The sequence below is a fragment of the Bacillus sp. FSL K6-1005 genome (assembly GCF_038000225.1).
Lineage (GTDB): Bacteria > Bacillota > Bacilli > Bacillales > Bacillaceae > Bacillus > Bacillus mojavensis.
Genome location: NZ_JBBOBP010000001.1, coordinates 237,450 through 259,708 on the forward strand (window position 1 = coordinate 237,450; position 22,259 = coordinate 259,708).

Annotated in this window: 25 protein-coding genes; 14 read left to right on the forward strand and 11 right to left on the reverse strand. The window is 44.6% G+C overall.

Features of this window, described 5'->3' with window-relative positions; all coding sequences use genetic code 11:
* Nucleotides 1-83: 83 nt before the first annotated feature.
* Complete coding sequence (locus NST16_RS01120) at nt 84-236, reverse strand: hypothetical protein (protein WP_154648864.1); 153 nt, start codon at nt 234-236, stop codon at nt 84-86.
* A gap of 48 nt (nt 237-284) precedes the next feature.
* Between NST16_RS01120 and NST16_RS01125 the strand changes: the two genes are divergently transcribed.
* From NST16_RS01125 to eno, 4 genes are read left to right on the forward strand one after another with little or no spacing between them, the layout of a single operon-like run.
* Nucleotides 285-1,469: a phosphoglycerate kinase gene (locus tag NST16_RS01125; RefSeq protein ID WP_340883606.1), complete on the forward strand. Its 1,185-nt coding sequence runs from the start codon at nt 285-287 to the stop codon at nt 1,467-1,469.
* Nucleotides 1,470-1,499: 30 nt separating this feature from the next.
* Nucleotides 1,500-2,261: a triose-phosphate isomerase gene (gene tpiA / locus NST16_RS01130; RefSeq protein ID WP_010331914.1), complete on the forward strand. Its 762-nt coding sequence runs from the start codon at nt 1,500-1,502 to the stop codon at nt 2,259-2,261.
* The gene (gpmI, locus tag NST16_RS01135; protein WP_229149238.1) at nt 2,254-3,789 is read left to right on the forward strand and encodes a 2,3-bisphosphoglycerate-independent phosphoglycerate mutase; all 1,536 of its coding nucleotides are present in this window, start codon (nt 2,254-2,256) and stop codon (nt 3,787-3,789) included. Before tpiA ends, gpmI begins: the two co-directional genes overlap by 8 nt.
* 27 nt (nt 3,790-3,816) lie before the next feature.
* Entirely contained in the window at nt 3,817-5,109 is a 1,293-nt protein-coding gene (eno, locus tag NST16_RS01140; RefSeq protein ID WP_003151625.1) for a phosphopyruvate hydratase, read from the forward strand.
* A gap of 45 nt (nt 5,110-5,154) precedes the next feature.
* Here eno and NST16_RS01145 read toward each other — a convergent pair whose 3' ends face one another.
* Nucleotides 5,155-5,616, reverse strand: coding sequence for a GNAT family N-acetyltransferase (locus NST16_RS01145; RefSeq protein WP_168748777.1), 462 nt, complete (start codon nt 5,614-5,616; stop codon nt 5,155-5,157).
* A gap of 132 nt (nt 5,617-5,748) precedes the next feature.
* Between NST16_RS01145 and NST16_RS01150 the strand changes: the two genes are divergently transcribed.
* Nucleotides 5,749-7,566: a zinc ribbon domain-containing protein gene (locus NST16_RS01150; protein WP_340883610.1), complete on the forward strand. Its 1,818-nt coding sequence runs from the start codon at nt 5,749-5,751 to the stop codon at nt 7,564-7,566.
* 39 nt (nt 7,567-7,605) lie between these two features.
* On the opposite strand, the gene NST16_RS01155 is transcribed toward NST16_RS01150, so the two are convergent.
* The 3 genes from NST16_RS01155 to opcR all read right to left on the reverse strand — a co-directional run bounded on the left by NST16_RS01155 (nt 7,606) and on the right by opcR (nt 9,809).
* On the reverse strand, nt 7,606-8,307 hold the full coding sequence (locus NST16_RS01155) for a zinc ribbon domain-containing protein (RefSeq protein ID WP_340883612.1): 702 nt from the start codon (nt 8,305-8,307) through the stop codon (nt 7,606-7,608).
* 159 nt (nt 8,308-8,466) lie between these two features.
* Nucleotides 8,467-9,081 (reverse strand): PH domain-containing protein, encoded by a 615-nt coding sequence (locus NST16_RS01160; RefSeq protein ID WP_024122878.1) that lies wholly within the window; start codon nt 9,079-9,081, stop codon nt 8,467-8,469.
* Between the two features lie 170 nt (nt 9,082-9,251).
* Entirely contained in the window at nt 9,252-9,809 is a 558-nt protein-coding gene (opcR, locus tag NST16_RS01165; RefSeq protein ID WP_010331908.1) for an opuC operon transcriptional regulator OpcR, read from the reverse strand.
* A 262-nt stretch (nt 9,810-10,071) separates the two neighbouring features.
* Between opcR and opuCA the strand changes: the two genes are divergently transcribed.
* From opuCA to opuCD, 4 genes are all read left to right on the forward strand, one after another.
* The gene (gene opuCA, locus NST16_RS01170) at nt 10,072-11,211 is read left to right on the forward strand and encodes an osmoprotectant ABC transporter ATP-binding protein OpuCA (RefSeq protein WP_010331907.1); all 1,140 of its coding nucleotides are present in this window, start codon (nt 10,072-10,074) and stop codon (nt 11,209-11,211) included.
* Nucleotides 11,212-11,232: 21 nt separating this feature from the next.
* The gene (opuCB, locus tag NST16_RS01175) at nt 11,233-11,886 is read left to right on the forward strand and encodes a glycine betaine/carnitine/choline/choline sulfate ABC transporter permease OpuCB (protein ID WP_010331906.1); all 654 of its coding nucleotides are present in this window, start codon (nt 11,233-11,235) and stop codon (nt 11,884-11,886) included.
* 64 nt (nt 11,887-11,950) lie between these two features.
* On the forward strand, nt 11,951-12,817 hold the full coding sequence (gene opuCC / locus NST16_RS01180; RefSeq protein WP_340888243.1) for an osmoprotectant ABC transporter substrate-binding lipoprotein OpuCC: 867 nt from the start codon (nt 11,951-11,953) through the stop codon (nt 12,815-12,817).
* Nucleotides 12,818-12,834: 17 nt separating this feature from the next.
* Nucleotides 12,835-13,503, forward strand: coding sequence for a glycine betaine/carnitine/choline/choline sulfate ABC transporter permease OpuCD (opuCD, locus tag NST16_RS01185; RefSeq protein WP_010331904.1), 669 nt, complete (start codon nt 12,835-12,837; stop codon nt 13,501-13,503).
* A gap of 32 nt (nt 13,504-13,535) precedes the next feature.
* Here the strand turns inward: opuCD and NST16_RS01190 are convergent, their stop codons facing one another.
* Nucleotides 13,536-14,069 carry a GbsR/MarR family transcriptional regulator gene (locus tag NST16_RS01190; protein WP_268472131.1) on the reverse strand — a complete coding sequence of 178 codons (534 nt, stop codon included), beginning with the start codon at nt 14,067-14,069 and terminating at the stop codon, nt 13,536-13,538.
* A gap of 284 nt (nt 14,070-14,353) precedes the next feature.
* Here NST16_RS01190 and opuBA point away from each other — a divergent pair, with 284 nt between their 5' ends.
* Genes opuBA through NST16_RS01210 form a run of 4 tightly spaced genes read left to right on the forward strand, consistent with a single transcriptional unit; the run spans nt 14,354 to nt 17,795 of the window.
* Nucleotides 14,354-15,499: a choline ABC transporter ATP-binding protein OpuBA gene (gene opuBA, locus NST16_RS01195; protein ID WP_340883618.1), complete on the forward strand. Its 1,146-nt coding sequence runs from the start codon at nt 14,354-14,356 to the stop codon at nt 15,497-15,499.
* A gap of 14 nt (nt 15,500-15,513) precedes the next feature.
* On the forward strand, nt 15,514-16,167 hold the full coding sequence (opuBB, locus tag NST16_RS01200) for a choline ABC transporter permease OpuBB (RefSeq protein WP_168748769.1): 654 nt from the start codon (nt 15,514-15,516) through the stop codon (nt 16,165-16,167).
* Nucleotides 16,168-16,178: 11 nt separating this feature from the next.
* Nucleotides 16,179-17,099 carry a choline ABC transporter substrate-binding lipoprotein OpuBC gene (gene opuBC / locus NST16_RS01205; protein WP_010331900.1) on the forward strand — a complete coding sequence of 307 codons (921 nt, stop codon included), beginning with the start codon at nt 16,179-16,181 and terminating at the stop codon, nt 17,097-17,099.
* A 15-nt stretch (nt 17,100-17,114) separates the two neighbouring features.
* The gene (locus tag NST16_RS01210) at nt 17,115-17,795 is read left to right on the forward strand and encodes an ABC transporter permease (RefSeq protein WP_268504636.1); all 681 of its coding nucleotides are present in this window, start codon (nt 17,115-17,117) and stop codon (nt 17,793-17,795) included.
* A gap of 45 nt (nt 17,796-17,840) precedes the next feature.
* Here NST16_RS01210 and NST16_RS01215 read toward each other — a convergent pair whose 3' ends face one another.
* From NST16_RS01215 to rghR, 4 genes are all read right to left on the reverse strand, one after another.
* Nucleotides 17,841-19,541 (reverse strand): HAMP domain-containing methyl-accepting chemotaxis protein, encoded by a 1,701-nt coding sequence (locus NST16_RS01215; RefSeq protein ID WP_326191690.1) that lies wholly within the window; start codon nt 19,539-19,541, stop codon nt 17,841-17,843.
* Between the two features lie 130 nt (nt 19,542-19,671).
* Nucleotides 19,672-19,998, reverse strand: coding sequence for a catDE operon transcriptional regulator CatR (gene catR, locus NST16_RS01220; RefSeq protein WP_010331897.1), 327 nt, complete (start codon nt 19,996-19,998; stop codon nt 19,672-19,674).
* Between the two features lie 91 nt (nt 19,999-20,089).
* Nucleotides 20,090-20,509 carry a helix-turn-helix domain-containing protein gene (locus NST16_RS01225; RefSeq protein WP_168748757.1) on the reverse strand — a complete coding sequence of 140 codons (420 nt, stop codon included), beginning with the start codon at nt 20,507-20,509 and terminating at the stop codon, nt 20,090-20,092.
* A 28-nt stretch (nt 20,510-20,537) separates the two neighbouring features.
* On the reverse strand, nt 20,538-20,945 hold the full coding sequence (rghR, locus tag NST16_RS01230) for a transcriptional repressor RghR (protein ID WP_010331895.1): 408 nt from the start codon (nt 20,943-20,945) through the stop codon (nt 20,538-20,540).
* A gap of 152 nt (nt 20,946-21,097) precedes the next feature.
* Between rghR and NST16_RS01235 the strand changes: the two genes are divergently transcribed.
* On the forward strand, nt 21,098-21,331 hold the full coding sequence (locus NST16_RS01235) for a helix-turn-helix domain-containing protein (protein WP_010331894.1): 234 nt from the start codon (nt 21,098-21,100) through the stop codon (nt 21,329-21,331).
* Between the two features lie 43 nt (nt 21,332-21,374).
* Here NST16_RS01235 and NST16_RS01240 read toward each other — a convergent pair whose 3' ends face one another.
* Nucleotides 21,375-22,139, reverse strand: a complete 765-nt coding sequence (locus NST16_RS01240) for an alpha/beta fold hydrolase (RefSeq protein ID WP_339191533.1) — start codon at nt 22,137-22,139, stop codon at nt 21,375-21,377.
* Between the last annotated feature and the right edge of the window lie 120 nt (nt 22,140-22,259).

The window sequence follows — 22,259 nt, forward strand, 5'->3', positions numbered from 1 at the left end:
TTCTTTTGAATAGAAGCGCTATAATGAAAGCGGACAAGGGAAGGGGACGGACTCCCTTTCCCTTTTTCCATGAAGACCGGCTTTCAGAAAACGTTCTGTGAAAGAGAAGCATCTGCGCTTTGCAGCTTTCCGGCGCCTTCGCCTGCGGCCACTGCCCTGGCTTCAGACGATCTGCCCTGTGCCGAAAAGTATGCGATCTGCCCTCGCGGAGTCATCGCTTGATCAGACGGTTTCACGTTTTTCGTGCTGCATGCAAACCATTTTGAAGGAGGATCTCCTAAAGCATGAATAAGAAAACTCTCAAAGACATCGACGTAAAAGGCAAAGTTGTATTCTGCCGCGTTGACTTTAACGTTCCAATGAAAGACGGGGAAGTAACAGACGATACACGTATCCGTGCTGCACTTCCGACAATCAAACACCTTGCAGGCCAAGGCGCGAAAGTCCTTCTTGCGAGCCACTTAGGCCGCCCGAAAGGCGAAGTCGTTGAGGAGCTTCGTTTAACTCCTGTTGCTGCACGTCTCGGCGAATTGCTTGGCAAAGAAGTGAAAAAAGCGGATGAAGCATACGGTGATGCTGTAAAATCACAAATTTCCGACATGAAGGACGGAGACGTTCTTGTGTTGGAAAACGTACGTTTCTACCCTGGTGAAGAGAAAAATGATCCTGAACTTGCAAAAGCATTTGCTGAGATTGCAGATGTATATGTGAATGACGCATTCGGTGCTGCCCACCGTGCCCATGCATCTACAGCTGGAATTGCCGAGCATCTGCCAGCGGTTGCAGGTTTCTTAATGGAAAAAGAGCTTGACGTACTCGGAAAAGCAATTTCCAACCCTGATCGTCCGTTCACTGCCATTATCGGCGGAGCGAAAGTAAAAGATAAAATCGGCGTCATCGAAAGTCTTCTTGATAAAGTAGACAACCTGATCATCGGCGGCGGTCTTGCTTACACATTCGTTAAAGCGCTTGGTTATGAGGTTGGTAAATCTCTTCTTGAAGAAGATAAAATCGAGCTTGCGAAAACATTTATGGATCGCGCGAAAGAAAAAGGCGTTAACTTCTACATGCCTGAAGATGTACTCGTTGCAGATGATTTCTCTAACGATGCAAACGTAAAAATTGTGCCGATCTCTGAAATCCCTAGTGATTTAGAAGCAATCGACATTGGTACGAAAACACGCGAAACGTATGCTGATGTCATCAAAAACAGCAAACTTGTCGTGTGGAACGGACCGATGGGTGTATTCGAAATCGATTTGTTCGCTCAAGGAACAAAAGCGGTTGCGGAAGCATTGGCAGAGGCGAAAGATACATACTCTGTCATCGGTGGAGGAGACTCTGCAGCAGCGGTTGGAAAATTCGGCCTAGCTGACAAAATGAGCCACATCTCAACAGGAGGCGGCGCATCCCTTGAGTTCATGGAAGGCAAAGAGCTTCCAGGGGTAGCTGCACTGAACGATAAATAATTTTAAAACTGCTATAAGGAAGTGGAACAGATGAGAAAACCAATTATAGCCGGTAACTGGAAAATGAACAAAACACTCGGCGAGGCTGTCAGCTTCGTTGAAGAAGTGAAATCTTCCATTCCAGCAGCAGACAAAGCGGAAGCTGTTGTTTGCGCGCCAGCGCTTTTCTTAGAAAAGCTGACTTCTGCTGTGAAAGGCACTGACCTTAAAGTCGGCGCTCAAAACATGCACTTTGAAGAAAGCGGCGCGTTCACAGGCGAAATCAGCCCGGTTGCTCTGAAAGACCTTGGCGTTGACTACTGCGTCATCGGCCACTCTGAGCGCCGTGAAATGTTCGCTGAAACTGATGAAACAGTTAACAAAAAAGCACATGCTGCTTTCAAACACGGTATTGTGCCGATCATCTGTGTTGGTGAAACGCTTGAAGAGCGTGAAGCCGGCAAAACAAATGATCTTGTGGCTGACCAAGTGAAAAAAGGCCTAGCGGGTCTTTCTGAAGAACAAGTTGCAGCTTCTGTTATTGCTTATGAGCCAATCTGGGCAATCGGAACAGGCAAATCTTCTACATCTAAAGATGCGAACGACGTGTGTGCGCATATCCGTAAAACCGTCGCTGAAAGCTTCGGCCAAGAAGCGGCAGACAAGCTTCGCATTCAATATGGCGGAAGCGTAAAGCCTGCAAACATTAAAGAATATATGGCAGAGTCCGATATTGACGGTGCTTTGGTCGGCGGCGCGAGCCTTGAGCCACAGTCATTCGTTCAATTATTGGAGGAAGGTCAATATGAGTAAAAAACCAGCTGCACTCATCATTCTTGATGGGTTCGGATTACGAAACGAAACAGTAGGGAACGCAGTCGCTTTGGCGAAAAAACCGAATTTTGACCGCTATTGGAATCAGTATCCTCATCAGACACTGACTGCTTCAGGCGAGGCTGTAGGTCTTCCTGACGGACAGATGGGGAACTCCGAAGTAGGGCACTTAAATATCGGTGCGGGCCGTATTGTGTATCAAAGCTTAACACGCGTAAATGTTGCCATTCGCGAGGGAGAGTTCGAACAAAATCAAACATTCCTTGACGCGATCAGCAATGCGAAAGAAAACAACAAAGCCCTGCATCTGTTCGGCCTTTTATCAGACGGCGGTGTGCACAGCCATATCAATCATTTATTCGCGCTGTTAAAGCTTGCGAAAAAAGAAGGGTTGACAAAGGTATATATCCATGGCTTCCTTGACGGCCGTGATGTAGGTCCGCAAACTGCGAAAACGTACATCAACCAGCTGAACGAACAAATCAAGGAGATCGGTGTCGGAGAAATCGCCAGCATTTCCGGACGCTACTACTCAATGGACCGCGATAAACGCTGGGACCGTGTAGAAAAAGCGTACCGTGCAATGGCATACGGCGAAGGCCCGACTTACCGCAGCGCATTGGATGTTGTTGATGATTCATATGCGAATGGAATTCACGATGAATTTGTCATTCCATCTGTCATCACAAAAGAAAACGGTGAGCCTGTTGCGAAAATCCAAGACGGCGATTCTGTGATTTTCTATAATTTCAGACCGGACCGCGCCATCCAGATTTCTAACACGTTCACGAACAAAGACTTCCGCGATTTCGACCGCGGCGAGAATTATCCGAAAAACCTGCATTTCGTCTGCTTGACTCACTTCAGTGAAACAGTTGACGGCTATGTGGCGTTTAAACCGATAAATCTTGATAATACAGTCGGAGAAGTATTATCTCAGCAAGGATTAAAACAGCTTCGAATTGCAGAAACTGAAAAGTATCCGCACGTCACGTTCTTTATGAGCGGCGGCCGTGAAGCTGAATTCCCGGGTGAAGAGCGTATTCTTATCAACTCGCCGAAAGTCGCAACATACGACTTGAAGCCTGAAATGAGTGCGTATGAAGTGAAGGACGCGCTTGTCAAAGAAATCGAAGCTGACAAGCATGACGCGATTATCCTTAACTTCGCAAACCCAGACATGGTCGGCCACTCCGGAATGGTTGAACCTACAATTAAAGCAATTGAAGCAGTGGACGAATGCTTAGGCGAAGTCGTTGACGCGATTCTCGCTAAAGGCGGACACGCCATCATTACCGCTGATCACGGTAATGCTGATATTCTGATTACAGAATCAGGCGAACCGCACACTGCACATACAACAAATCCAGTCCCTGTAATTGTAACGAAAGAAGGCATCACGCTGCGTGAAGGCGGAATCCTAGGCGACCTTGCACCAACGTTATTAGACCTTCTCGGTGTTGAAAAACCGAAAGAAATGACTGGAACATCTTTAATTCAAAAATAAGCTGAAAATCAAAGGAGAGACAAACTCATGCCATACATTGTTGATGTTTATGCACGCGAAGTATTAGACTCCCGCGGCAACCCAACAGTTGAAGTTGAAGTATATACAGAAACAGGAGCATTCGGCCGCGCATTAGTGCCAAGCGGAGCTTCTACAGGTGAATACGAAGCAGTTGAGCTTCGTGACGGCGACAAAGACCGTTACCTTGGAAAAGGCGTGTTAACAGCTGTTAACAACGTAAACGAAATCATTGCTCCAGAGCTTCTTGGCTTTGATGTAACTGAACAAAACGCAATCGATCAGCTTTTAATCGAGCTTGACGGTACTGAAAACAAAGGCAAACTTGGTGCGAACGCAATTCTTGGCGTATCTATGGCTTGTGCGCGTGCTGCTGCTGATTTCTTACAGATTCCTCTTTACCAATACCTTGGAGGATTCAACTCAAAAACGCTTCCTGTACCGATGATGAACATCGTCAACGGTGGAGAGCATGCTGACAACAACGTAGATATTCAAGAATTCATGATCATGCCTGTAGGTGCTCCTAACTTCCGTGAAGCACTTCGCATGGGCGCTCAAATCTTCCACAGCCTGAAATCTGTTCTTTCTGCTAAAGGAATGAACACAGCTGTAGGTGATGAAGGCGGATTCGCTCCAAACCTTGGTTCTAACGAAGAAGCGCTTCAAACAATCGTTGAAGCAATCGAAAAAGCCGGCTTCAAACCTGGCGAAGAAGTAAAACTTGCAATGGATGCTGCATCTTCTGAGTTCTACAACAAAGAAGACGGCAAATACCATCTGTCTGGCGAAGGCGTTGTGAAAACGTCTGCTGAAATGGTTGACTGGTACGAAGAAATGGTTTCTAAATACCCAATCATCTCTATCGAAGATGGACTTGACGAAAACGACTGGGAAGGCCACAAGCTTCTTACTGAGCGTCTTGGCAAAAAAGTTCAGCTTGTTGGTGATGACCTCTTCGTTACAAACACGAAAAAACTTGCTGAAGGTATCAAAAACGGCGTAGGCAACTCTATCCTGATCAAAGTAAACCAAATCGGTACATTGACTGAAACATTCGATGCGATCGAAATGGCGAAACGCGCAGGCTACACTGCTGTTATCTCTCACCGTTCTGGTGAAACAGAAGACAGCACAATCGCTGACATCGCTGTGGCAACAAACGCAGGACAAATCAAAACAGGTGCTCCGTCACGTACGGACCGTGTTGCGAAATACAACCAGCTTCTTCGCATCGAAGATCAGTTGGCTGAAACTGCTCAATACCACGGTATTAACTCTTTCTACAACTTAAACAAGTAATAAAATGACCGCCGAGAGAAATCTCGGCGGTTTTTTTGGTGCTTTTTACAGATCCAAATAAAGCCTCACCATATCACGGCATTGAATGCCGTTTTCAAAGATCTCCTCCTCATAATGTCTAATAAAAAAATCATGGTCGATCGCTTGCAGGCGAAATCCGCATTTTTGATAAAGAGAAAGCTGATGGATGCTGGAATTCCCAGTGCCAATCTCAATCACCTTTGCTCCCATATGTTTCGCTTTTTCGATGGCGTCGCGGATAAGAAGCTTGCCGATGCCTTGTTGTTGCATGGTTTGTTTTACTGCGATGTTAACGATTTCTACGGTTTGCGGTCTAGTTGTGATGATCACGTATACACCAGCTAATTCGCCCGATATATAAGCTGTGTAGCATTCTCCTCTGGCAATGTATTCATCAACAATTTCTTTTGACGGATCGGCGAGCAGCAGAAGCTCATACAGCGCTTGATCATAGTTTGTCGCTTTTTGAATGGTGAGCTGTTGCATCATCATTCCACCTTTTCACATGTTTATAGAGATATTTTCGTGATTTCCTCCAATTTCATACCATTCTATTATAAAATATGTAACATAGGAAATATGTACAAAATAGTGGATAACAAATAGGAGGAAAGTCACATGTTTTGTAAGGAATGCGGTCAAAAAAATAATGAAGGGGCCAAGTTTTGTAAAGAGTGCGGCACCCCGATCGGAGGGAGCGGCAGACAGGCAAATAAAGAAACAGCAAGCACTGCTGAAACGAGGCAGACACCGCGAAAACCAATCCCTAAGAAAACCATCATGTTATGGAGCAGCATTGCCGCAGCGTGCGTCATATTATTCGCCGCATATAAAACCGGAGCGTACTTGACTTCAAAGGATAGGTTAGTCGACAAGTTTGAACAGGCTGTAAATGATGAAGATAAAGACCAAATCGCGTCTCTCCTTACGCCGGTAAATGATAAGCTTAAGCTGACTAAAAATAATGTCAAGCCGTTTCTTACATATTTGAAGGATCATCCTGACAAAAAAGATGAGCTTTTTGCATCGCTGCGTGCTGAAACAGTCCAAAAGGATATTGTATACGCGGAGAAAGATGGGAAAAGCTTGCTAGTGTTTGACCATTATGATTTAAAAATAGCACCTGTTTATTTTGAAGTAACCAGCAATTATAAACATACGGATCTCTATGTGAATAAAGAGGAAGCCGGATCTGTAAAGAAAGCAGATCAAGCACAAACCCTCGGACCGTATATTCCCGGCGAATATACTGTCTCAGCCAAACTGAAAAACGATGTAGTCGATCTTGTGAAAAAGGAAGATATTCAGGCGGTTGGTGACAACAGCTTTCATGTTGATCTCTCATTAGAAGCAGACAATGTAACATTCAGCTTAGCGGATGACATCAAGGATGGAAAGGGAGAGTTGCTCATTAACGGTACATCCATTCATAAAGATCCGTTCAAATCTGTCACATACGGCCCGCTTCTGACAGACGGATCAATGACAGCTACGGTCGAAGCGGAGTTTCCATGGGGAAAAACAAAAACAGCGGGCGTGCCGATTGATAGCAAAGAAATGGAGTTAACGTTAATTCCTGACCAAGACACACAAGAAACAATCATGAACACGATTGTCAAAACGACAAAGCAATATTCCAAAGCGCTTTCTGATGGAAATACAGCTCAGATGACAGAGGCAAGTGCCAGTTGGAAAGCCGAAGTAAAAGAGAACGTGGACTCGATGAAAAACACGGATTCTTACTTAAAAGATAAATACCTGGAAACAGACTTTGATTTGGATACATTTGCTCTATCCCAGAAGAATGACGGTACATGGCAGGCGACGGTAAAAGGAAAAGAACTTCACCAGTCCGCTAATTATAATGACTATACGAAACCTGAAATGTCGGATGAAAGCCCGAGCTATGAATATCTGCTTTCATATGATAAAAAACAGAAAAAGTGGATTTTCGAAGATACGGAATCAACTTTTGATTCTGCCGGAACAAACATAAAGAAAATAAAAAATGATCATGCAGAGACGTACACGTCAGCTTGGGCAGACGCAAAAGGCAAGAAAGCAAGCGTAAGCCCATCGACCGGCGATGTCACGGATGAACAAGTGACATCATTTATGGTTAGTTATCTGACAAATCAATCAACCGCAGTGAATTTAAATGAGTTTGCGGTCATGGAAGGCAATCTGGAAAAAGGAAGTTCATTATATAATGATCAGCAGAAATTGGTTAAGAAGCTGTACAGCGAGGGGACGACTGAAGTATTTATTGATGTAGAGGTAAAAAGCTTTAATCAAAGCGGCTCGACTATCACAATTAAAACATATGAAGAATTTGATATTACAAAATCAGGCGGCAGTACAAAGCGCAGAACATACAACTGGACCTACACCGGCGTAGTGAAAGACGGAAGAATTTATTTAACATCTATTCAATAAAAACAAACCCCCATCACCAGCAGGTGATGGGGTTGTTTTTTAAAAGAAGATATAATGGAAAATCTCTTTGATATAATGTTCGATGATGAACCAAAACGCAACGCACGTGATCAGATAAATCACAATGGTTGAGTAAATGATATCAGCCTTTCCTTTATACGAATGCTGGTAACTGCTCAGCATCGCAGGGGGAATAGCGAAGAATGCGCCAATTAAACCAATTGCTAACACGGTGAAACAAAGATCTGTATGTAATAAAAACAATAGAAGTGCAAAAATCAAAATAGCTGTAAACGGAATAAGAAACGCACCAAATCTGGATAGTGAATCTTTAAATGACACGTGGTTTCCCGCGATTTTTAAGGAAAAAAAGATCAATGCATGCAACCCGAAAATATAAAGGACAAAGTAAATGGTTGGCTTGAAAAAGATACCTGTAAAGCTCGCACTGCCGGGACCATCTGAAAAAAGAATATAAAACATCAGCGGAGTTAGTAAACTGAAAAGCACCATTGTAATGATTCCGCTGATCAGCTGTTCTCCACCTGTTGTTTTGCACTCCTGATAAGGGCGTTTCAGAACAGCCAGGACAAATGAACCGAACTGCTTTGCTGCTTGTTTTGCAGCCTCAGCTCCCGTCTGTGCTCCTTGATTTTCGCCCGCTTGGCGTGGAAGAGGCGATCCGCATTTCTCACAAAATTTTCCGCCATCTGCTTGATGGCCGCATTGAGGACAAAACATATGATGACTCCTTTTACATGTAATATAGGGAAAATAGACTAATAATGTCATTATAAAAGAAAAAAGTAGAAAAGTAACCAATATCTATCCAAAAATTTTCTCCAAGATTATGTATCAGAAAAAGACACGGGCTGCCAGATGCGAACCCGTGTCTTTTTTCTAGTTATTCATATATTTTTCAAATACGTCACCGAAATCTTTAATATGGTACTGCGAGCGGACGGAAGTGACCCATGTAAATCCAAATTCGGTCAGCTCTTTGTATTGTGTTTCAATATTGACGTGCTCAGGGCGGGTATGCTGAAGGATGGTGACTGCTCGTTCCAGACTTTGTTCAGCCTGATTGATCAAAATGTCATTTTCATAGATCGTTTCAGAGATACGGAGAAGGGCTTTATACAAATCTTTTAGCTTTTCAATTTGCTCTTTATGCACATCGATATCAAATTGTTCAGAGCCCAGCTTGAACTTGATTTCAACATCCAAATCGACTTTCCCGGCAGTTTCCAGAAAAACATCAGAGATTTTATATTGGGAATAAGGGTAGCGTTTCAGCGTTCGTTTAGAGGAAGTGGCACGTTCGCCGTCAACATGGATCAGCGCCAGATTCGTGAAGCAATATTCATCGGCTTTTGTTTTAATCAGGAAATAAATTTTTTCGTTGTCTTCATGCATGACATAGTCATCAGCATCTGTTTTGTCATAATCCTGAGGTTCGATAATTTTTCCGATATCTGATAATCCGAGTGCATCTGCTGCAATTTTCTTGAACATATAGATACATCCTTCCTATTTACATAGTCACTTCATTGTAGCATGTGGCGTTTCCGAACGGCTATAAACATGTGCGAAGAATCAGCCTCTGGGTAAGGCCAATGTCACATGGAGGAATCTCATATATGATGTTTCCACTATTCATCTCATCATGTAGAAAAGCAGCTCCCTTACTTCAGGGAGCTGCTTTCAGCTGTTTTCGGCACGTATTCAAATACTTCCTCACTCTCAAAAAACTCAATTAAGCGGCTCAGCCAGTCATAGTAATGGAGCCATTCTCTTAATTCATTCAGCAGCTGATTGACTTTCTCTTCCGCTTCGGGGGTAAGCCCGTCCCTTTGTAAAAGATCTGTCAGCTCCCGGTTTAATTTTTTATACAGCACTTTGTTTTTGCTCACGACCTTTGTCCAATTCGCCGCAAATAAAGATATGAAGGTTTGGTAATAATCCTGCTCTACGTCGTAAAGATCTTTTCTTACGCCTTTTTCAAACACTTTTTCGGCAATGTTGGCATCAATCATTTCACGGACGACCTGGCTCATCCGTGTTTTGCTCATGCCTGTTGCTTCTGACAGCTCGCTTAACGTCATCGGTTTTCGATTCATATAAATAATCCCGAGCACACGCCCGACAGTAGAAGGCATTCCAAACGTATGCATATTTTCGGCAATCTTCTCAATGAGATGCTCTTCAGCATGTTCAATGATGTCGAGAGCAGTTTTTTCCACAGCTGATCATCCCTTCAAATGGCAATTGATGGTGTCAATATATCATATTTCTGCCAGTTGTTGAAAACAGCTGTATGCGGAGGAAGCGAGAGGTATCCGGCGTAATTGTAAGAACACCTTCTCTGTCTGAGTCATAGCAATAAATATCTGTAAATAACATATAATTTCAACACATTGTAAACTTTTTATTTTATAAAGTTCAAATTATAATAAAGATTATACTTTTCAGAAAAATGAATGGAAACCTGCGGAGGTGCACGGATTGCTGAAATTAGAACAAGTGTCAAAAGTATATAAAGGCGGCAAAAAAGCTGTGAACAGCATTGATTTAGATATTGCCAAGGGTGAATTTATCTGTTTTATCGGCCCGAGCGGCTGCGGAAAAACGACGACGATGAAGATGATTAATCGACTGATTGAACCGTCGTCAGGAAAGATCTTTATCGACGGAGAAAACATAATGGAACAGGACCCGGTTGAACTGAGGAGAAAAATCGGCTATGTGATTCAGCAGATCGGTTTGTTTCCCCACATGACCATTCAGCAGAACATTTCACTCGTCCCGAAACTGCTGAAATGGCCTGAAGAAAAACGGAAAGAACGGGCGAGCGAGCTGTTAAAGCTTGTTGATATGGGCCCTGAATATTTAGACCGTTATCCCCACGAGCTCAGCGGCGGACAGCAGCAGAGAATCGGCGTGCTGCGCGCACTGGCTGCGGAACCCCCTCTCATTTTAATGGATGAACCGTTCGGAGCGCTTGACCCGATCACGCGGGATTCCCTTCAGGAAGAATTTAAAAAACTGCAGAGAACGTTAAACAAAACCATTGTCTTTGTGACCCATGACATGGACGAAGCTATTAAGCTAGCTGACCGGATTGTGATTTTAAAAGCGGGTGAAATCGTTCAGGTCGGCACACCTGATGAGATTCTCAGAAATCCGGCAAATGAATTTGTAGAGGAATTTATCGGGAAAGAGCGCCTGATCCAGACAAGACCTGAAATTGAGCGGGTTGAGCAGATGATGAACAGGATGCCTGTCACGGTCACAGCGGACAAAACGCTTTCTCAGGCCATTCAGCTGATGAGAGAAAAACGCGTCGACTCGCTGCTTGTTGTAGATGAGCAAAATGTGCTGAAGGGATACGTAGATGTTGAAATCATTGATCAAAACCGCAAAAAAGCGAGCGTTGTTGGTGAAGTGTACCGATCGGATATGTATACCGTGCAAAAAGGAGCCCTTCTCCGAGATACCGTCCGGAAAATCTTGAAGCAAGGAATGAAGTATGTTCCCGTTGTTGATGAAGAGCACCATTTAGCAGGGATTGTGACAAGAGCAAGCCTTGTGGACATCGTATACGATTCCATATGGGGTGAGGAAAACCAGCTAATGACGATCTGATCAGGGGAGGAGCTCTTATACATGAATCAAATGATGACTTTTTTACAGACGAACGGCGGTGAGCTGCTGTATAAAACAGGTGAACATTTATACATTTCGCTCGTTGCTGTTGTGTTGGGCATTATCGTTGCGGTGCCGCTCGGTGTTCTGCTGACCAGAATGAAAAAAGGCGCTGGCGCGGTTATAGGTGCCGTCAACATTGTGCAAACCTTGCCAAGTCTGGCGATCCTGGCGTTTTTTATCCCGCTTCTCGGTGTGGGAAAAGTGCCGGCGATCGTCGCTTTATTTTTCTATTCGGTGCTTCCGATTCTGCGCAATACGTATACAGGCATTAAAGGTGTAAACAAAAATCTGCTTGAGTCAGGAAAAGGGATTGGAATGACCGTCTGGGAGCAGATTCGGCTCGTCGAGATTCCGCTGGCGATCCCAATTATTATGGCGGGAATCCGTACATCAACGATTTATTTAATCGGCTGGGCGACCCTTGCCTCATTTATTGGCGGCGGCGGTCTCGGTGATTACATTTTTATCGGACTGAACCTGTATCAGCCTGAATACATCATTGGCGGTGCTGTGCCGGTTACGATCTTAGCCATTATCATTGATTACTTGTTAGCCGTGACGGAACGAAAAGTGACACCGAAGGGATTGCAAGGGATGAAGGAAGTTTCTTAAGGAGTTGGCTGTGTTGAAAACGAAAAAAATCAGATGGATCGGCGCGCTCGCTTTCGCCTTTGTCATGCTGCTGAGCAGCTGTTCTTTGCCGGGACTTGGCGGCGCCTCCAAAGATACGATCAAGGTCGGAGCGCAAAGCATGACAGAATCAGAAATCTTAGCGAATATGATTGCGCAGCTCATTGAACATGATACGGATTTAAATACGGCGTTAGTCAAAAATCTCGGATCAAACTATGTTCAGCACCAGGCGATGCTTGGCGGTGACATTGACATCTCCGCCACGCGCTACTCAGGGACCGATTTAACGAGCACCCTCGGAATGGAGGCTGAAAAGGATCCGGAAAAAGCGTTAAATATCGTGCAGAAAGAATTTGATAAACGTTTTAAATATAAGTGGTTTGATTCTTACGGGTTTGATAACACATACGCCTTTACCGTAACAAAAAAGTTTGCGGAAAAGGAGCATGTAAACACTGTGTCTGACCTGAAGAAAAACGCTTCTGAATATAAACTGGGCGTCGACAATGCCTGGCTGAAACGGAAGGGCGACGGGTATAAAGGCTTTGTCAGCATGTATGGATTTGAGTTTGGAACAACCTATCCGATGCAAATCGGACTTGTCTATGACGCAGTCAAAAACGGGAAAATGGACGCCGTTCTTGCTTATTCCACAGACGGCCGGATTAAGGCGTATGATCTGAAAATCCTAAAAGACGACAAACAGTTTTTCCCGCCGTATGACTGTTCACCTGTGATTCCGGAAAAGGTGCTTAAAGACCATCCTGAGCTTGAAGGCATTATTCATAAACTGATCGGGAAGATTGATACGGAAACCATGCAGGAGCTCAACTACGAAGTAGACGGCAAGCTGAAGGAGCCGTCTGTTGTGGCAAAGGAATTTTTAGAGAAACATCATTATTTTGACTAAGAAAAGAGGCAGATTAAATGGAAGTATTACAGCAGCTTGGCACTTACTATTCGCAAAACGGCGGCTATGTGCTGCAAGAGTTTTACCGCCATTTTCTGATGTCGGTGTACGGTGTTTTGTTTGCGGCCATCGTCGGTATTCCGCTTGGCATCCTGATTGCCAGATATCGAACATTAAGCGGCTGGGTTTTCGCCGTCACGAACGTGATCCAGACGGTGCCGGCACTCGCCATGCTGGCCGTGCTGATGCTAGTGATGGGGCTTGGCGCCAATACGGTCATTTTATCGTTATTTCTTTATTCACTGCTGCCGATCATCAGAAATACGTATACAGGCATTGTCAGCATTGAACATGCCTATCTTGAATCCGGAAAAGCGATGGGCATGACAAAGTTTCAAGTGCTGCGAATGGTCGAGCTTCCGCTGGCGCTTTCTGTCATTATGGCCGGCCTTCGCACCGCGCTCGTTATTGCCATCGGCATTACAGCCATCGGGACATTTGTCGGCGCCGGAGGCCTCGGAGACATCATCGTCAGGGGATCAAACGCAACAAACGGGACCGCGATTATATTAGCTGGTGCGATCCCGACAGCCCTTATGGCGGTGATAGCTGATTTGGTCATGGGCTGGCTTGAACGCGTGTTAAGCCCGATTAAAAAGAAGAAAAAACTGCTCAGTGCAGCTTAGTAAAAAAACGCCTTGTTCATGACAGGGCGTTTTTACGGTTTCGGCACATATTTAAAAATCTCTTCACTCTCAAAAAACTCAATCAGACGGCCGAGCCAATTGTAATAGTCGAGCCATTCCTTTAATTCCTTCAACAGCTCATTCACCTTTTCTTCCGCTTCAGGAGAAAGCTCTTGATCCAAGATACTGAGCAGCTCCCGGTTGAGTTTTTTATGCATCATTTTATTTTTGCTGACGACTTTGCTCCAAGTGGCTGTAAACAGTGTGATAAAGGTTTGGTAGTAATCCTCTTCAACATCGTATAAGTCTTTTCGCACGCCCTTTTCGAACACCTTCTCGGCGATGTTGGCATCGAGCATGTCCCGCACGACCTGGCTCATTCGCGTTTTGCTCATGCCAGTCGCTTCTGATAATTCCGTCAGCGTCATCGGCTTCCGATTCATATAAATAATGCCCAGCACACGTCCAACGGTAGAGGGCATTCCAAATGCTTGCATGTTTTCCGCGATTCTTTCTATGAGGTGGTCTTCAGTCTGTTCAATTATCGTTAACGGATCTTTCTCCAACAGTTTCAATCCTTTCAGCTAACAATTCAGATGTCAATATACCACATTTTTGATGCGGCGGAAATGCTGTAACCATAGAATTTGGCAGGAAATTGGAGCAATAAGGAGATCATTACCGGTCAATACGGGTAAATCAGTGCTTACACATACTTTATAAATAATATGAACAAATTGTAAACTTTTTATTTTATAAACTTTATTCTATAATGAGAAGCATTCAATTGTCTGAAAAATTAAATATGAATTGAACGAATTGAATGAATTTAATTTTGGAGGTGCGATGTTTGCTGACATTACAAAATGTCTCGAAAACATATAAGGGCGGCAAAAAAGCTGTGAACAGCGTGAATCTGGAGATTGAAAAAGGTGAATTTATCTGTTTTATCGGTCCAAGCGGCTGCGGAAAAACGACAACGATGAAAATGATTAATCGATTAATTGAGCCGTCAGCCGGCCAGATTTTTATTGACGGCGAGAACATTATGGAACAAGACCCGGTAGAACTCAGACGTAAGATCGGCTATGTCATTCAGCAGATCGGTCTGTTCCCCCATATGACCATTCAGCAGAACATTTCACTTGTGCCTAAGCTGCTGAAATGGCCGGAGCAGCAGCGGAAAGAACGTGCGCGTGAGCTTTTAAAATTGGTCGATATGGGACCTGACTATTTAGACCGTTATCCTCATGAATTAAGCGGGGGACAGCAGCAGCGAATAGGTGTATTACGGGCACTTGCCGCGGAACCGCCGCTTATCTTAATGGATGAACCGTTTGGGGCGCTTGACCCGATTACGCGGGATTCCCTTCAGGAAGAATTTAAAAAACTGCAAAAAACCTTACATAAAACCATCGTATTTGTTACCCATGATATGGATGAAGCGATTAAGCTTGCAGACCGGATTGTCATTTTAAAAGGCGGAGAGATTGTTCAGGTCGGAGCGCCTGATGATATTCTGAGAAATCCGGCAAACGAATTTGTTGAGGAATTTATCGGCAAGGAGCGCCTGATTCAGTCATCAAGTCCTGATGTTGAGGGGGTTGATCAAATGATGAGTACACACCCGGTGACCATTTCGCCAGATAAAACGCTCTCTGAAGCGATCCAGCTGATGAGGCAGGAGCGTGTCGACTCGCTGCTGGTTGTAGATGACAGCCATGTTCTTCTAGGCTATGTGGATGTGGAAATCATTGATCAATGCCGGAAGAAAGCCAATCTGGTAGGCGAGGTCCTGCATCAAGACGTCTACACCGTATTGGGGGGCACACTGCTGCGGGATACAGTACACAAAATTTTAAAACGGGGTGTAAAGTATGTGCCGGTTGTAGATGAAGACCGCCGTTTAATAGGAATTGTGACGAGAGCGAGCCTGGTTGACATTGTATATGAGTCCATCTGGGGAGAAGAAAAACAGCTCGCAATATTGTCATAGGGAGGTTGTAAGACGTGAATCATATCATTGAATTTTTGCAAACCAACGGGGGCGAGCTGCTTTACAAAACATATGAGCATATCACCATTTCTCTCATCGCCGTCATTTTAGGCGTTGCTGCCGCTGTGCCCCTTGGGGTTGTGCTGACCAGAATGAAAAAAGGAGCCGGCACCATTATCGGTATTGTAAATATCATTCAGACGCTGCCTAGTCTGGCAATCCTCGCTTTCTTTATCCCGCTCTTGGGAGTCGGAAAAGTCCCGGCTATTGCGGCCTTGTTTTTCTATTCCGTTTTGCCGATCCTGCGCAACACGTATACCGGGATTCGCGGCGTTAACAAAAATCTGCTTGAATCAGGAAAAGGCATCGGGATGACGGCTGCTGAACAGATTCGCCTCGTGGAACTGCCGCTTGCCGCGCCCGTCATCATGGCGGGGATCAGAACATCTACGATTTATTTAATTGGATGGGCGACGCTTGCATCCTTTATCGGCGGCGGCGGATTGGGTGATTATATTTTCATCGGCCTGAATTTATATCAGCCGGAATATATCATCGGAGGAGCGGTTCCTGTCACGATATTGGCGATTGTCATTGATTATGTGCTGTCAGTAACTGAACGAAAACTGACACCTGCCGGCATGCAGAGATTGAAGGAAGTTTCATAAGGAGGCGGCTCATGAAAAGAAAATATCTCAAGTGGATGATCGGTTTACCGCTCGCAGTAATGCTGATGCTAAGCGGCTGTTCGCTTCCGGGTCTCAGCGCCGCTTCAGACCAGACCATTAAAATCGGCGCGCAAAGCATGAGTGAATCAGAAATCATCGCCAGCATGCTTGGCCAGCTGATCGAACACCATACGGATCTAAAAACAACAACCATTAAAAATCTAGGCTCAAATGCAGTGCAGCAGCAGGCCTTATTGAACGGAGAAATCGATATAGCGGCCACAAGATATACAGGTGACGCGCTGACAGGCACGCTGAGGATGAAACCTGAAAAAGATCCGGACAAAGCGCTGGCGCTGACACAGCGGGAGTTTAAAAAAAGATATGATTTAAAATGGTATGACTCCTACGGGTTTGATAATACGTATGCCTTTACCGTCAGCAAGAAGCTTGCGGACCAATATCATTTAGAAAACGTATCAGACGTCAAAAAATGGGCGCCGCAATTAAAGCTGGGCGTCGACAACTATTGGATGAAGCTGAAGGGGAATGGCTATCAGGATTTTACGAAAACCTACGGCATGACATTCGGCGGCACGTATCCAATGCAGATCGGGCTTGTGTATGACGCGGTAAAAAGCGGAAAAATGGACATTGTCCTCGCTTACTCCACGGACGGGAGAATTAAGTCCTATGATCTCAAAATGCTAAAGGATGATAAACAATTTTTCCCGCCGTACGACTGCTCTCCGGTTGTTCCGGAACAGGTGCTGAAAGAACATCCTGAACTGGAAAGCATCATTCAAAAAATGATCGGAAAAATCGATACAGCCACAATGCAGGAGCTCAACTATGAAGTCGACGGTAACCTAAAAGAACCGTCTGTCGTTGCCAAGGAATATTTGCAAAAGCATCACTACTTCGAATCGTGAAAGGGGGATTGACCAATGAATGTGCTTGAACAGTTAATGTCGTATTATGCACAGAACGGCAGCTACGTCATAGAAGAATTCGGCCGCCATTTTCTCATGTCGGCTTACGGCGTCTTGTTTGCCGCTGTCGTCGGTGTTCCGGTGGGGATCCTCATTGCGCATTTCCGCCGCTTGTCAGGTTGGGTATTCGCCGTTACAAATGTCATTCAGACGATTCCAGCGCTCGCCATGCTGGCAGTCTTGATGCTTGTTATGGGGCTCGGTGCAAACACCGTGATTTTATCATTATTTTTGTATTCCCTGCTTCCGATTATCCGAAACACGTACACAGGCATTGTCAGCATTGAACACGCAACCTTAGAATCAGGAAAAGCGATGGGGATGACGAAATTCCAGATTCTTCGGATGGTTGAGCTCCCGCTCGCGCTTTCTGTCATTATGGCAGGCCTTCGAACGGCTCTCGTCATCGCCATCGGCATTACAGCCATCGGCACATTTGTCGGCGCTGGCGGCCTTGGGGATATGATTGTCCGCGGGTCAAACGCCACAAACGGAACGGCGATTATTCTAGCAGGCGCGATTCCGACTGCGGTAATGGCGGTTGCAGCTGATTTGCTTATGGCTTGGCTGGAGCGGGTATTACATCCGGTCAAGAAAAAAAGAACCAGGGTGAGACGTATTCAAACAGCTGCATAAGAACAAAAAAAGAGGCTTGCATGATTCCAGCCTCTTTTTTCATATTTAAATTGTAAACTGATCCATTTTTTCATTAAGTTCTTTCGCCAAACGCTCAAGCTCCTCAGCATTTTGAAGCACTTGATCCATTGAATGGGCGGATTGCTCGGTAATGGAAAATGTTTCTTCAATGCCGGCGGCGGATTCTTCAGAAACGGAGGCGATATTTTCAATCGATTGGTTAATTGTGATCGATTGGTTTGTTAACTGCTTTAATCCGTCCGTTACTTCCTTAATGCTATCCGCTACATAGGTGACCGATTGCTTAATGTTCTGCATGGCCTGTCCGGTGTCAGTCAGGTTTTCGGTACCTTTTTCTACTTCGGTAAAGCTGCTTTCCAGGTATTGAATGACAGTGTTGATCTCCTGCTGTGTGCCGCCTACTATTTTAGTGATATCCTGAACGGAGTCAGATACGCCGTCTGCTAGCTTTCGGACCTCTTCGGCTACAACGGCGAAGCCTTTGCCGCTTTCTCCTGCGCGGGCTGCCTCAATTGCGGCATTAAGTGACAGTAAGTTCGTTTGCTCGGCAATGCCATTGATGACCTGAACAAGCTTGTTGATGTCCTGTGAATGCTGTTCCAGCGATCTCACTTTGTGAACGGCTTCCTGAACGATATGATGTATCGTTTTCATTTGCTGCACTGACGTATTCATATTTTCGTTTCCGTTTACGGCGAGTTCGAGAACGTTTTGAGACGTATCGCTGATCGTCATGCCGTGATTGTAGGCTTTATCAATGCTTTCTGTAAATTCATTCATTGATTCGGCAATCGTCACAGCGTCTTGCGCCTGCTGCTCGGAGCCTTCAGCCATTTCGTTCATCGTTTCGGTAATATGCCTGCTGCCGGTTCTTGTTTCATTCGTTGCAGTGGTCAGCACTTGTGATGAAGAAAGCACGCGGGTGGAAATTTCTTTTGAATACCCGACGATATCTCTTAAATTCCCTACCATTTTCTGAAGCGCTTCGTTCAGATCGCCAAGCTCGTCTTTTGATGCCAGCGGCTCTATGTCATTTGACAGATTGCCCTCGGCGATTTCATTCGCAGATGTTTTCATTCGAATAATCGGTTTTACAATGCTGCGATTGATATAAAGCCAAATACATATGCTGATGACGATGGAAGCTGCCAGAAGCATAGCCGTGTAAATGAGGCCTTTATAATAAACGTCCTTGGTTTCTTTCACCGCCGTGTTGCTGCCTTCTTTATTAAAGTCAACCAGTTCAGTGATTGATTTTTTCATATCCTCAAAGCTTGCTTCAGTCTGTACCAATAAACCCCTTGCTTTATCTATATCATTCGTGCGTCCGCTCTCTAAAATCTGGTTATGAATATTCGTATATGAGTTGACTTCAGTCTTGAGCTGTTCGAAAATGCTGCGCTCTTTGTCGTTAGAGATTGTTTTTTCATAGTTATCAAGCTTTTCATTGATATTCTTAAGGATCTGGTTCATATCTTGTTCCAGCGTATCCATTTTATCTTTGTCTGTATAAATCAGGAAATCCTTTTCCGTAGAGGAAAGGTGCTCTGTCAAATAATTAATAGATGTGATTTCTTTAATGCCGTCTATCCATTTTGTGTTGATTTCATCTGTCTTTTTGATGATGTGCTGCATATTGAAAGCGCCTATTCCGCCTATAAGCAGATTGATGAGGATCAGTGTCAAAAAGACCAGGCTGAATTTGCGGGAAATCGTCAGTCGCATATAAGTGTTCTCCTTTTAAAAAAAGTGATGTGATGTACTATATATCGGCTGAGAAATTGTTTTTTCACCTGGAAATAAAAAATAAAAAACGGCTCTGTTCTCTCCTTTGAGATCAGAACCGTTTTAGCAATTACATATGAAAGGAAGGGTCAATCCATTCAGTCGCCCATTTGGAGATTTCACCCAGAATGGGCGCTAACGCCATTCCTTTGTCGGTTAATGAATATTCGATGCGAACTGGAGTTTCGGGGATGACATCCCGCTTAACCACTCCTTCTAGCTCAAGTTCTTTCAGCCTTTCTGACAGAACTCTGCCGCTTAGATTTGGAAGTGCTGCTTCTATTTCGCTAAATCGCTGCTGACCGTTCAACAGTTGAAAAACGATTAAAGCAACCCAGCGTTTGCTCAAGATGTCGACTGCTTTTTCAAATCTAGGACACATTTCTGATTGGTTCATGCTTTTCACCTCGTCTGTCATTATTATAACGCAAATAACAAGGGAACGTATGCATGCGTGATTGATAAAATGCGGAAAGAGATGCAGAGGATCACGTGGAAGAAGAGCGTTTTTTCGCTTCGGAAGCTAAAAAATCGAAGTATTTGCTGAGATTTTCAATATCCTTTTTTGAGAGGTGCTTCCATTCCTTGCTGTTAAAAAGAGACAGGTTCCCCGCTCCGCGAGTGACTGCTGTCTGATAAATCGCATAAATAGACTGATAGCCTTCTGAAGCCTCTCGAATTTCTTCAGGAAAAGCGGTGATGTGCCCTGCAGCTGCCATCAGGTTTTCGTGCGGTATTTTCAGCACAGCTGCGAGCTTTTTTATGGTCGCGGGCTTCGGTGTGCCGCGCTTTCCGTTTTCTATTTTTGAAATGGTTGCTGAGCTGATGCCCGAATACACTGCAAGCTGGTTCACTGTTAGTTTGCGGGCGCGGCGCAGCGCCCTTAATTCCTGTCCGAATGTTGACATGATAATCGCCTCGCATTTCTACTAAGAGTTATTGATCAGCAGATCGTTTTTTGGCTTCGTCTGAAATAAAGGAGAAATAATGATCCAGCATGAGCAAATCCTCTTTATTGAGATACTGCCATTTTTCACTCTCAAGAAGGGCAAGATTTTTCAGGTCATAAGCCTCCGCCTTTTCAAGCAGCTGGCACTTCGTTTCATAAGGCGCTCTGGCTTCATGAACCTCTTCGATATATCCCGCTTTATACATAAGCCCTTCATAAGGAATTTTTAAGGCTTCCGCCAATTTTTTGATGGTGGCAGGTTTAGGAACGCCGCGTTTGCCGTTTTCAATTCTGGAGATGCCGGCCGCACTTACACCGGAATAAGTCGCCAGCTGGTTGACGGTTAACTTTCTCTCCTCACGCAATGCCCGTAATTGTTCGCCAAAGCTTTCCATATGTCTCACCCCGTCCCTCACTGTTACTCATATTTTAGTATGTTTATTGACTAAAGGGAATAGGGAGGCTGGAAATGTATTGACAAAAGTTAACAAACGCCGTAATGTAAATGTATAGAAAAAAGTTTTTTCATGAACGGAAGGTGAGGAAAGTGCCAGTAGAAAAGATACAGATTAGACGTGATTATGTATTGCAGTATATGGTCAATAACGATTATTCCCTCAATCAGCTTGCGCTGGAAATCGGAGTCTCACCCGCCACACTGAGCCGTGTGCTGAATGGAGAAAGACGGCCGGGACAGCTTGTGATCGGAAAAATGCTTCACTATTTTGACTTGAAGTTTGAGGATCTTTTTTACTATGATTTCATTGACAAAAGTCAATGATGCAAAAACGCCTGGGGAAACCAAGCGTTTTCTAAGCCTTTGATTAATGTGTCAATACAAAACCCGTCACAAGTTCATTACAAGTTTTCCATTGCTTTGTCGGCAGCTGATGGCCCTGATATTCCAACCTGAAAAATTCAGCGTGGCTGCATGCTTTCCGGTAATAGCCTGCATGTGTAAAGGTCCAGTCGCGCAGGCCGCCATACATAAACAGCATCGGCATGTTAAAACGGCGCAATTGTCCAAGGCAGCTGTAGCGGAGCGAATCCTGATAATATTGATACCAATGGCCAAGATCAGCTTTCATCATATGACTCGTTAATAGATTTCGGAGCTGTCTGTTTTTCGTATGGCTGCTGGCGATGATTTTCATCAGCATGCCGGGATTTTTTTCAAGAAGATACATTCCCATTTTGTGAAGCTGCTGACCGACCATGGTATGAACAGCGGGGTAAGCGCCGGTCAACACCAAATGAGACACTTTGTCCGGCCGGGTGAAGCCAATGTGCTGTGCAATTAAGCTGCCGGCGGAATACCCGAATACTGCAGCCTGATCAATGTGCAAACGATCCATAAATTGCACGATCTCGTTTGCGTAATAGGAAATCGAGATTTGCTGGTCTGCGTGATCGCTGTCGCCATGACCGCTTAAATCGGGAAATATCACCCTGAAATGATTCGCCAGAAGGCGCTGATAATAAAAAACCTTGCGTCCCATGCCTGGCGGGTGAATAAAAATGACAGGGATTCCCTGTCCATATTCCTCATAATATAGTTGTTTCTTATTGACTGTGCTGACGATCGGCATTGCTGTTCTCCTTTTTCGCTCAATTCATATGAATAGGCTAACCAAAACAAAATGTCTTATCCGGCCTTTTGGCGTCTGATACGGCGTGACATGCCAAACCTTTTCATGTAAAATAGAAGT

Bases quoted from the DNA above. Each gene is read 5' to 3' on its own strand.
- NST16_RS01240 (WP_339191533.1), bottom strand. From the start codon at position 22,139: ATGCCGATCGTCAGCACAGTCAATAAGAAACAACTATATTATGAGGAA.
- NST16_RS01160 (WP_024122878.1), bottom strand. From the start codon at position 9,081: ATGTTCAAGAAAATTGCAGCAGATGCACTCGGATTATCAGATATCGGA.
- opuCC (WP_340888243.1), top strand. From the start codon at position 11,951: ATGCTGCTGAGCAGCTGTTCTTTGCCGGGACTTGGCGGCGCCTCCAAA.
- NST16_RS01225 (WP_168748757.1), bottom strand. From the start codon at position 20,509: ATGTCAACATTCGGACAGGAATTAAGGGCGCTGCGCCGCGCCCGCAAA.
- NST16_RS01155 (WP_340883612.1), bottom strand. From the start codon at position 8,307: ATGTTTTGTCCTCAATGCGGCCATCAAGCAGATGGCGGAAAATTTTGT.
- opuCB (WP_010331906.1), top strand. From the start codon at position 11,233: ATGAATCAAATGATGACTTTTTTACAGACGAACGGCGGTGAGCTGCTG.
- opuBC (WP_010331900.1), top strand. From the start codon at position 16,179: ATGAAAAGAAAATATCTCAAGTGGATGATCGGTTTACCGCTCGCAGTA.
- rghR (WP_010331895.1), bottom strand. From the start codon at position 20,945: ATGGAAAGCTTTGGCGAACAATTACGGGCATTGCGTGAGGAGAGAAAG.
- NST16_RS01210 (WP_268504636.1), top strand. From the start codon at position 17,115: ATGAATGTGCTTGAACAGTTAATGTCGTATTATGCACAGAACGGCAGC.
- NST16_RS01145 (WP_168748777.1), bottom strand. From the start codon at position 5,616: ATGCAACAGCTCACCATTCAAAAAGCGACAAACTATGATCAAGCGCTG.
- opuCD (WP_010331904.1), top strand. From the start codon at position 12,835: ATGGAAGTATTACAGCAGCTTGGCACTTACTATTCGCAAAACGGCGGC.
- tpiA (WP_010331914.1), top strand. From the start codon at position 1,500: ATGAGAAAACCAATTATAGCCGGTAACTGGAAAATGAACAAAACACTC.
- eno (WP_003151625.1), top strand. From the start codon at position 3,817: ATGCCATACATTGTTGATGTTTATGCACGCGAAGTATTAGACTCCCGC.
- NST16_RS01125 (WP_340883606.1), top strand. From the start codon at position 285: ATGAATAAGAAAACTCTCAAAGACATCGACGTAAAAGGCAAAGTTGTA.
- catR (WP_010331897.1), bottom strand. From the start codon at position 19,998: ATGAACCAATCAGAAATGTGTCCTAGATTTGAAAAAGCAGTCGACATC.
- gpmI (WP_229149238.1), top strand. From the start codon at position 2,254: ATGAGTAAAAAACCAGCTGCACTCATCATTCTTGATGGGTTCGGATTA.
- NST16_RS01150 (WP_340883610.1), top strand. From the start codon at position 5,749: ATGTTTTGTAAGGAATGCGGTCAAAAAAATAATGAAGGGGCCAAGTTT.
- NST16_RS01215 (WP_326191690.1), bottom strand. From the start codon at position 19,541: ATGCGACTGACGATTTCCCGCAAATTCAGCCTGGTCTTTTTGACACTG.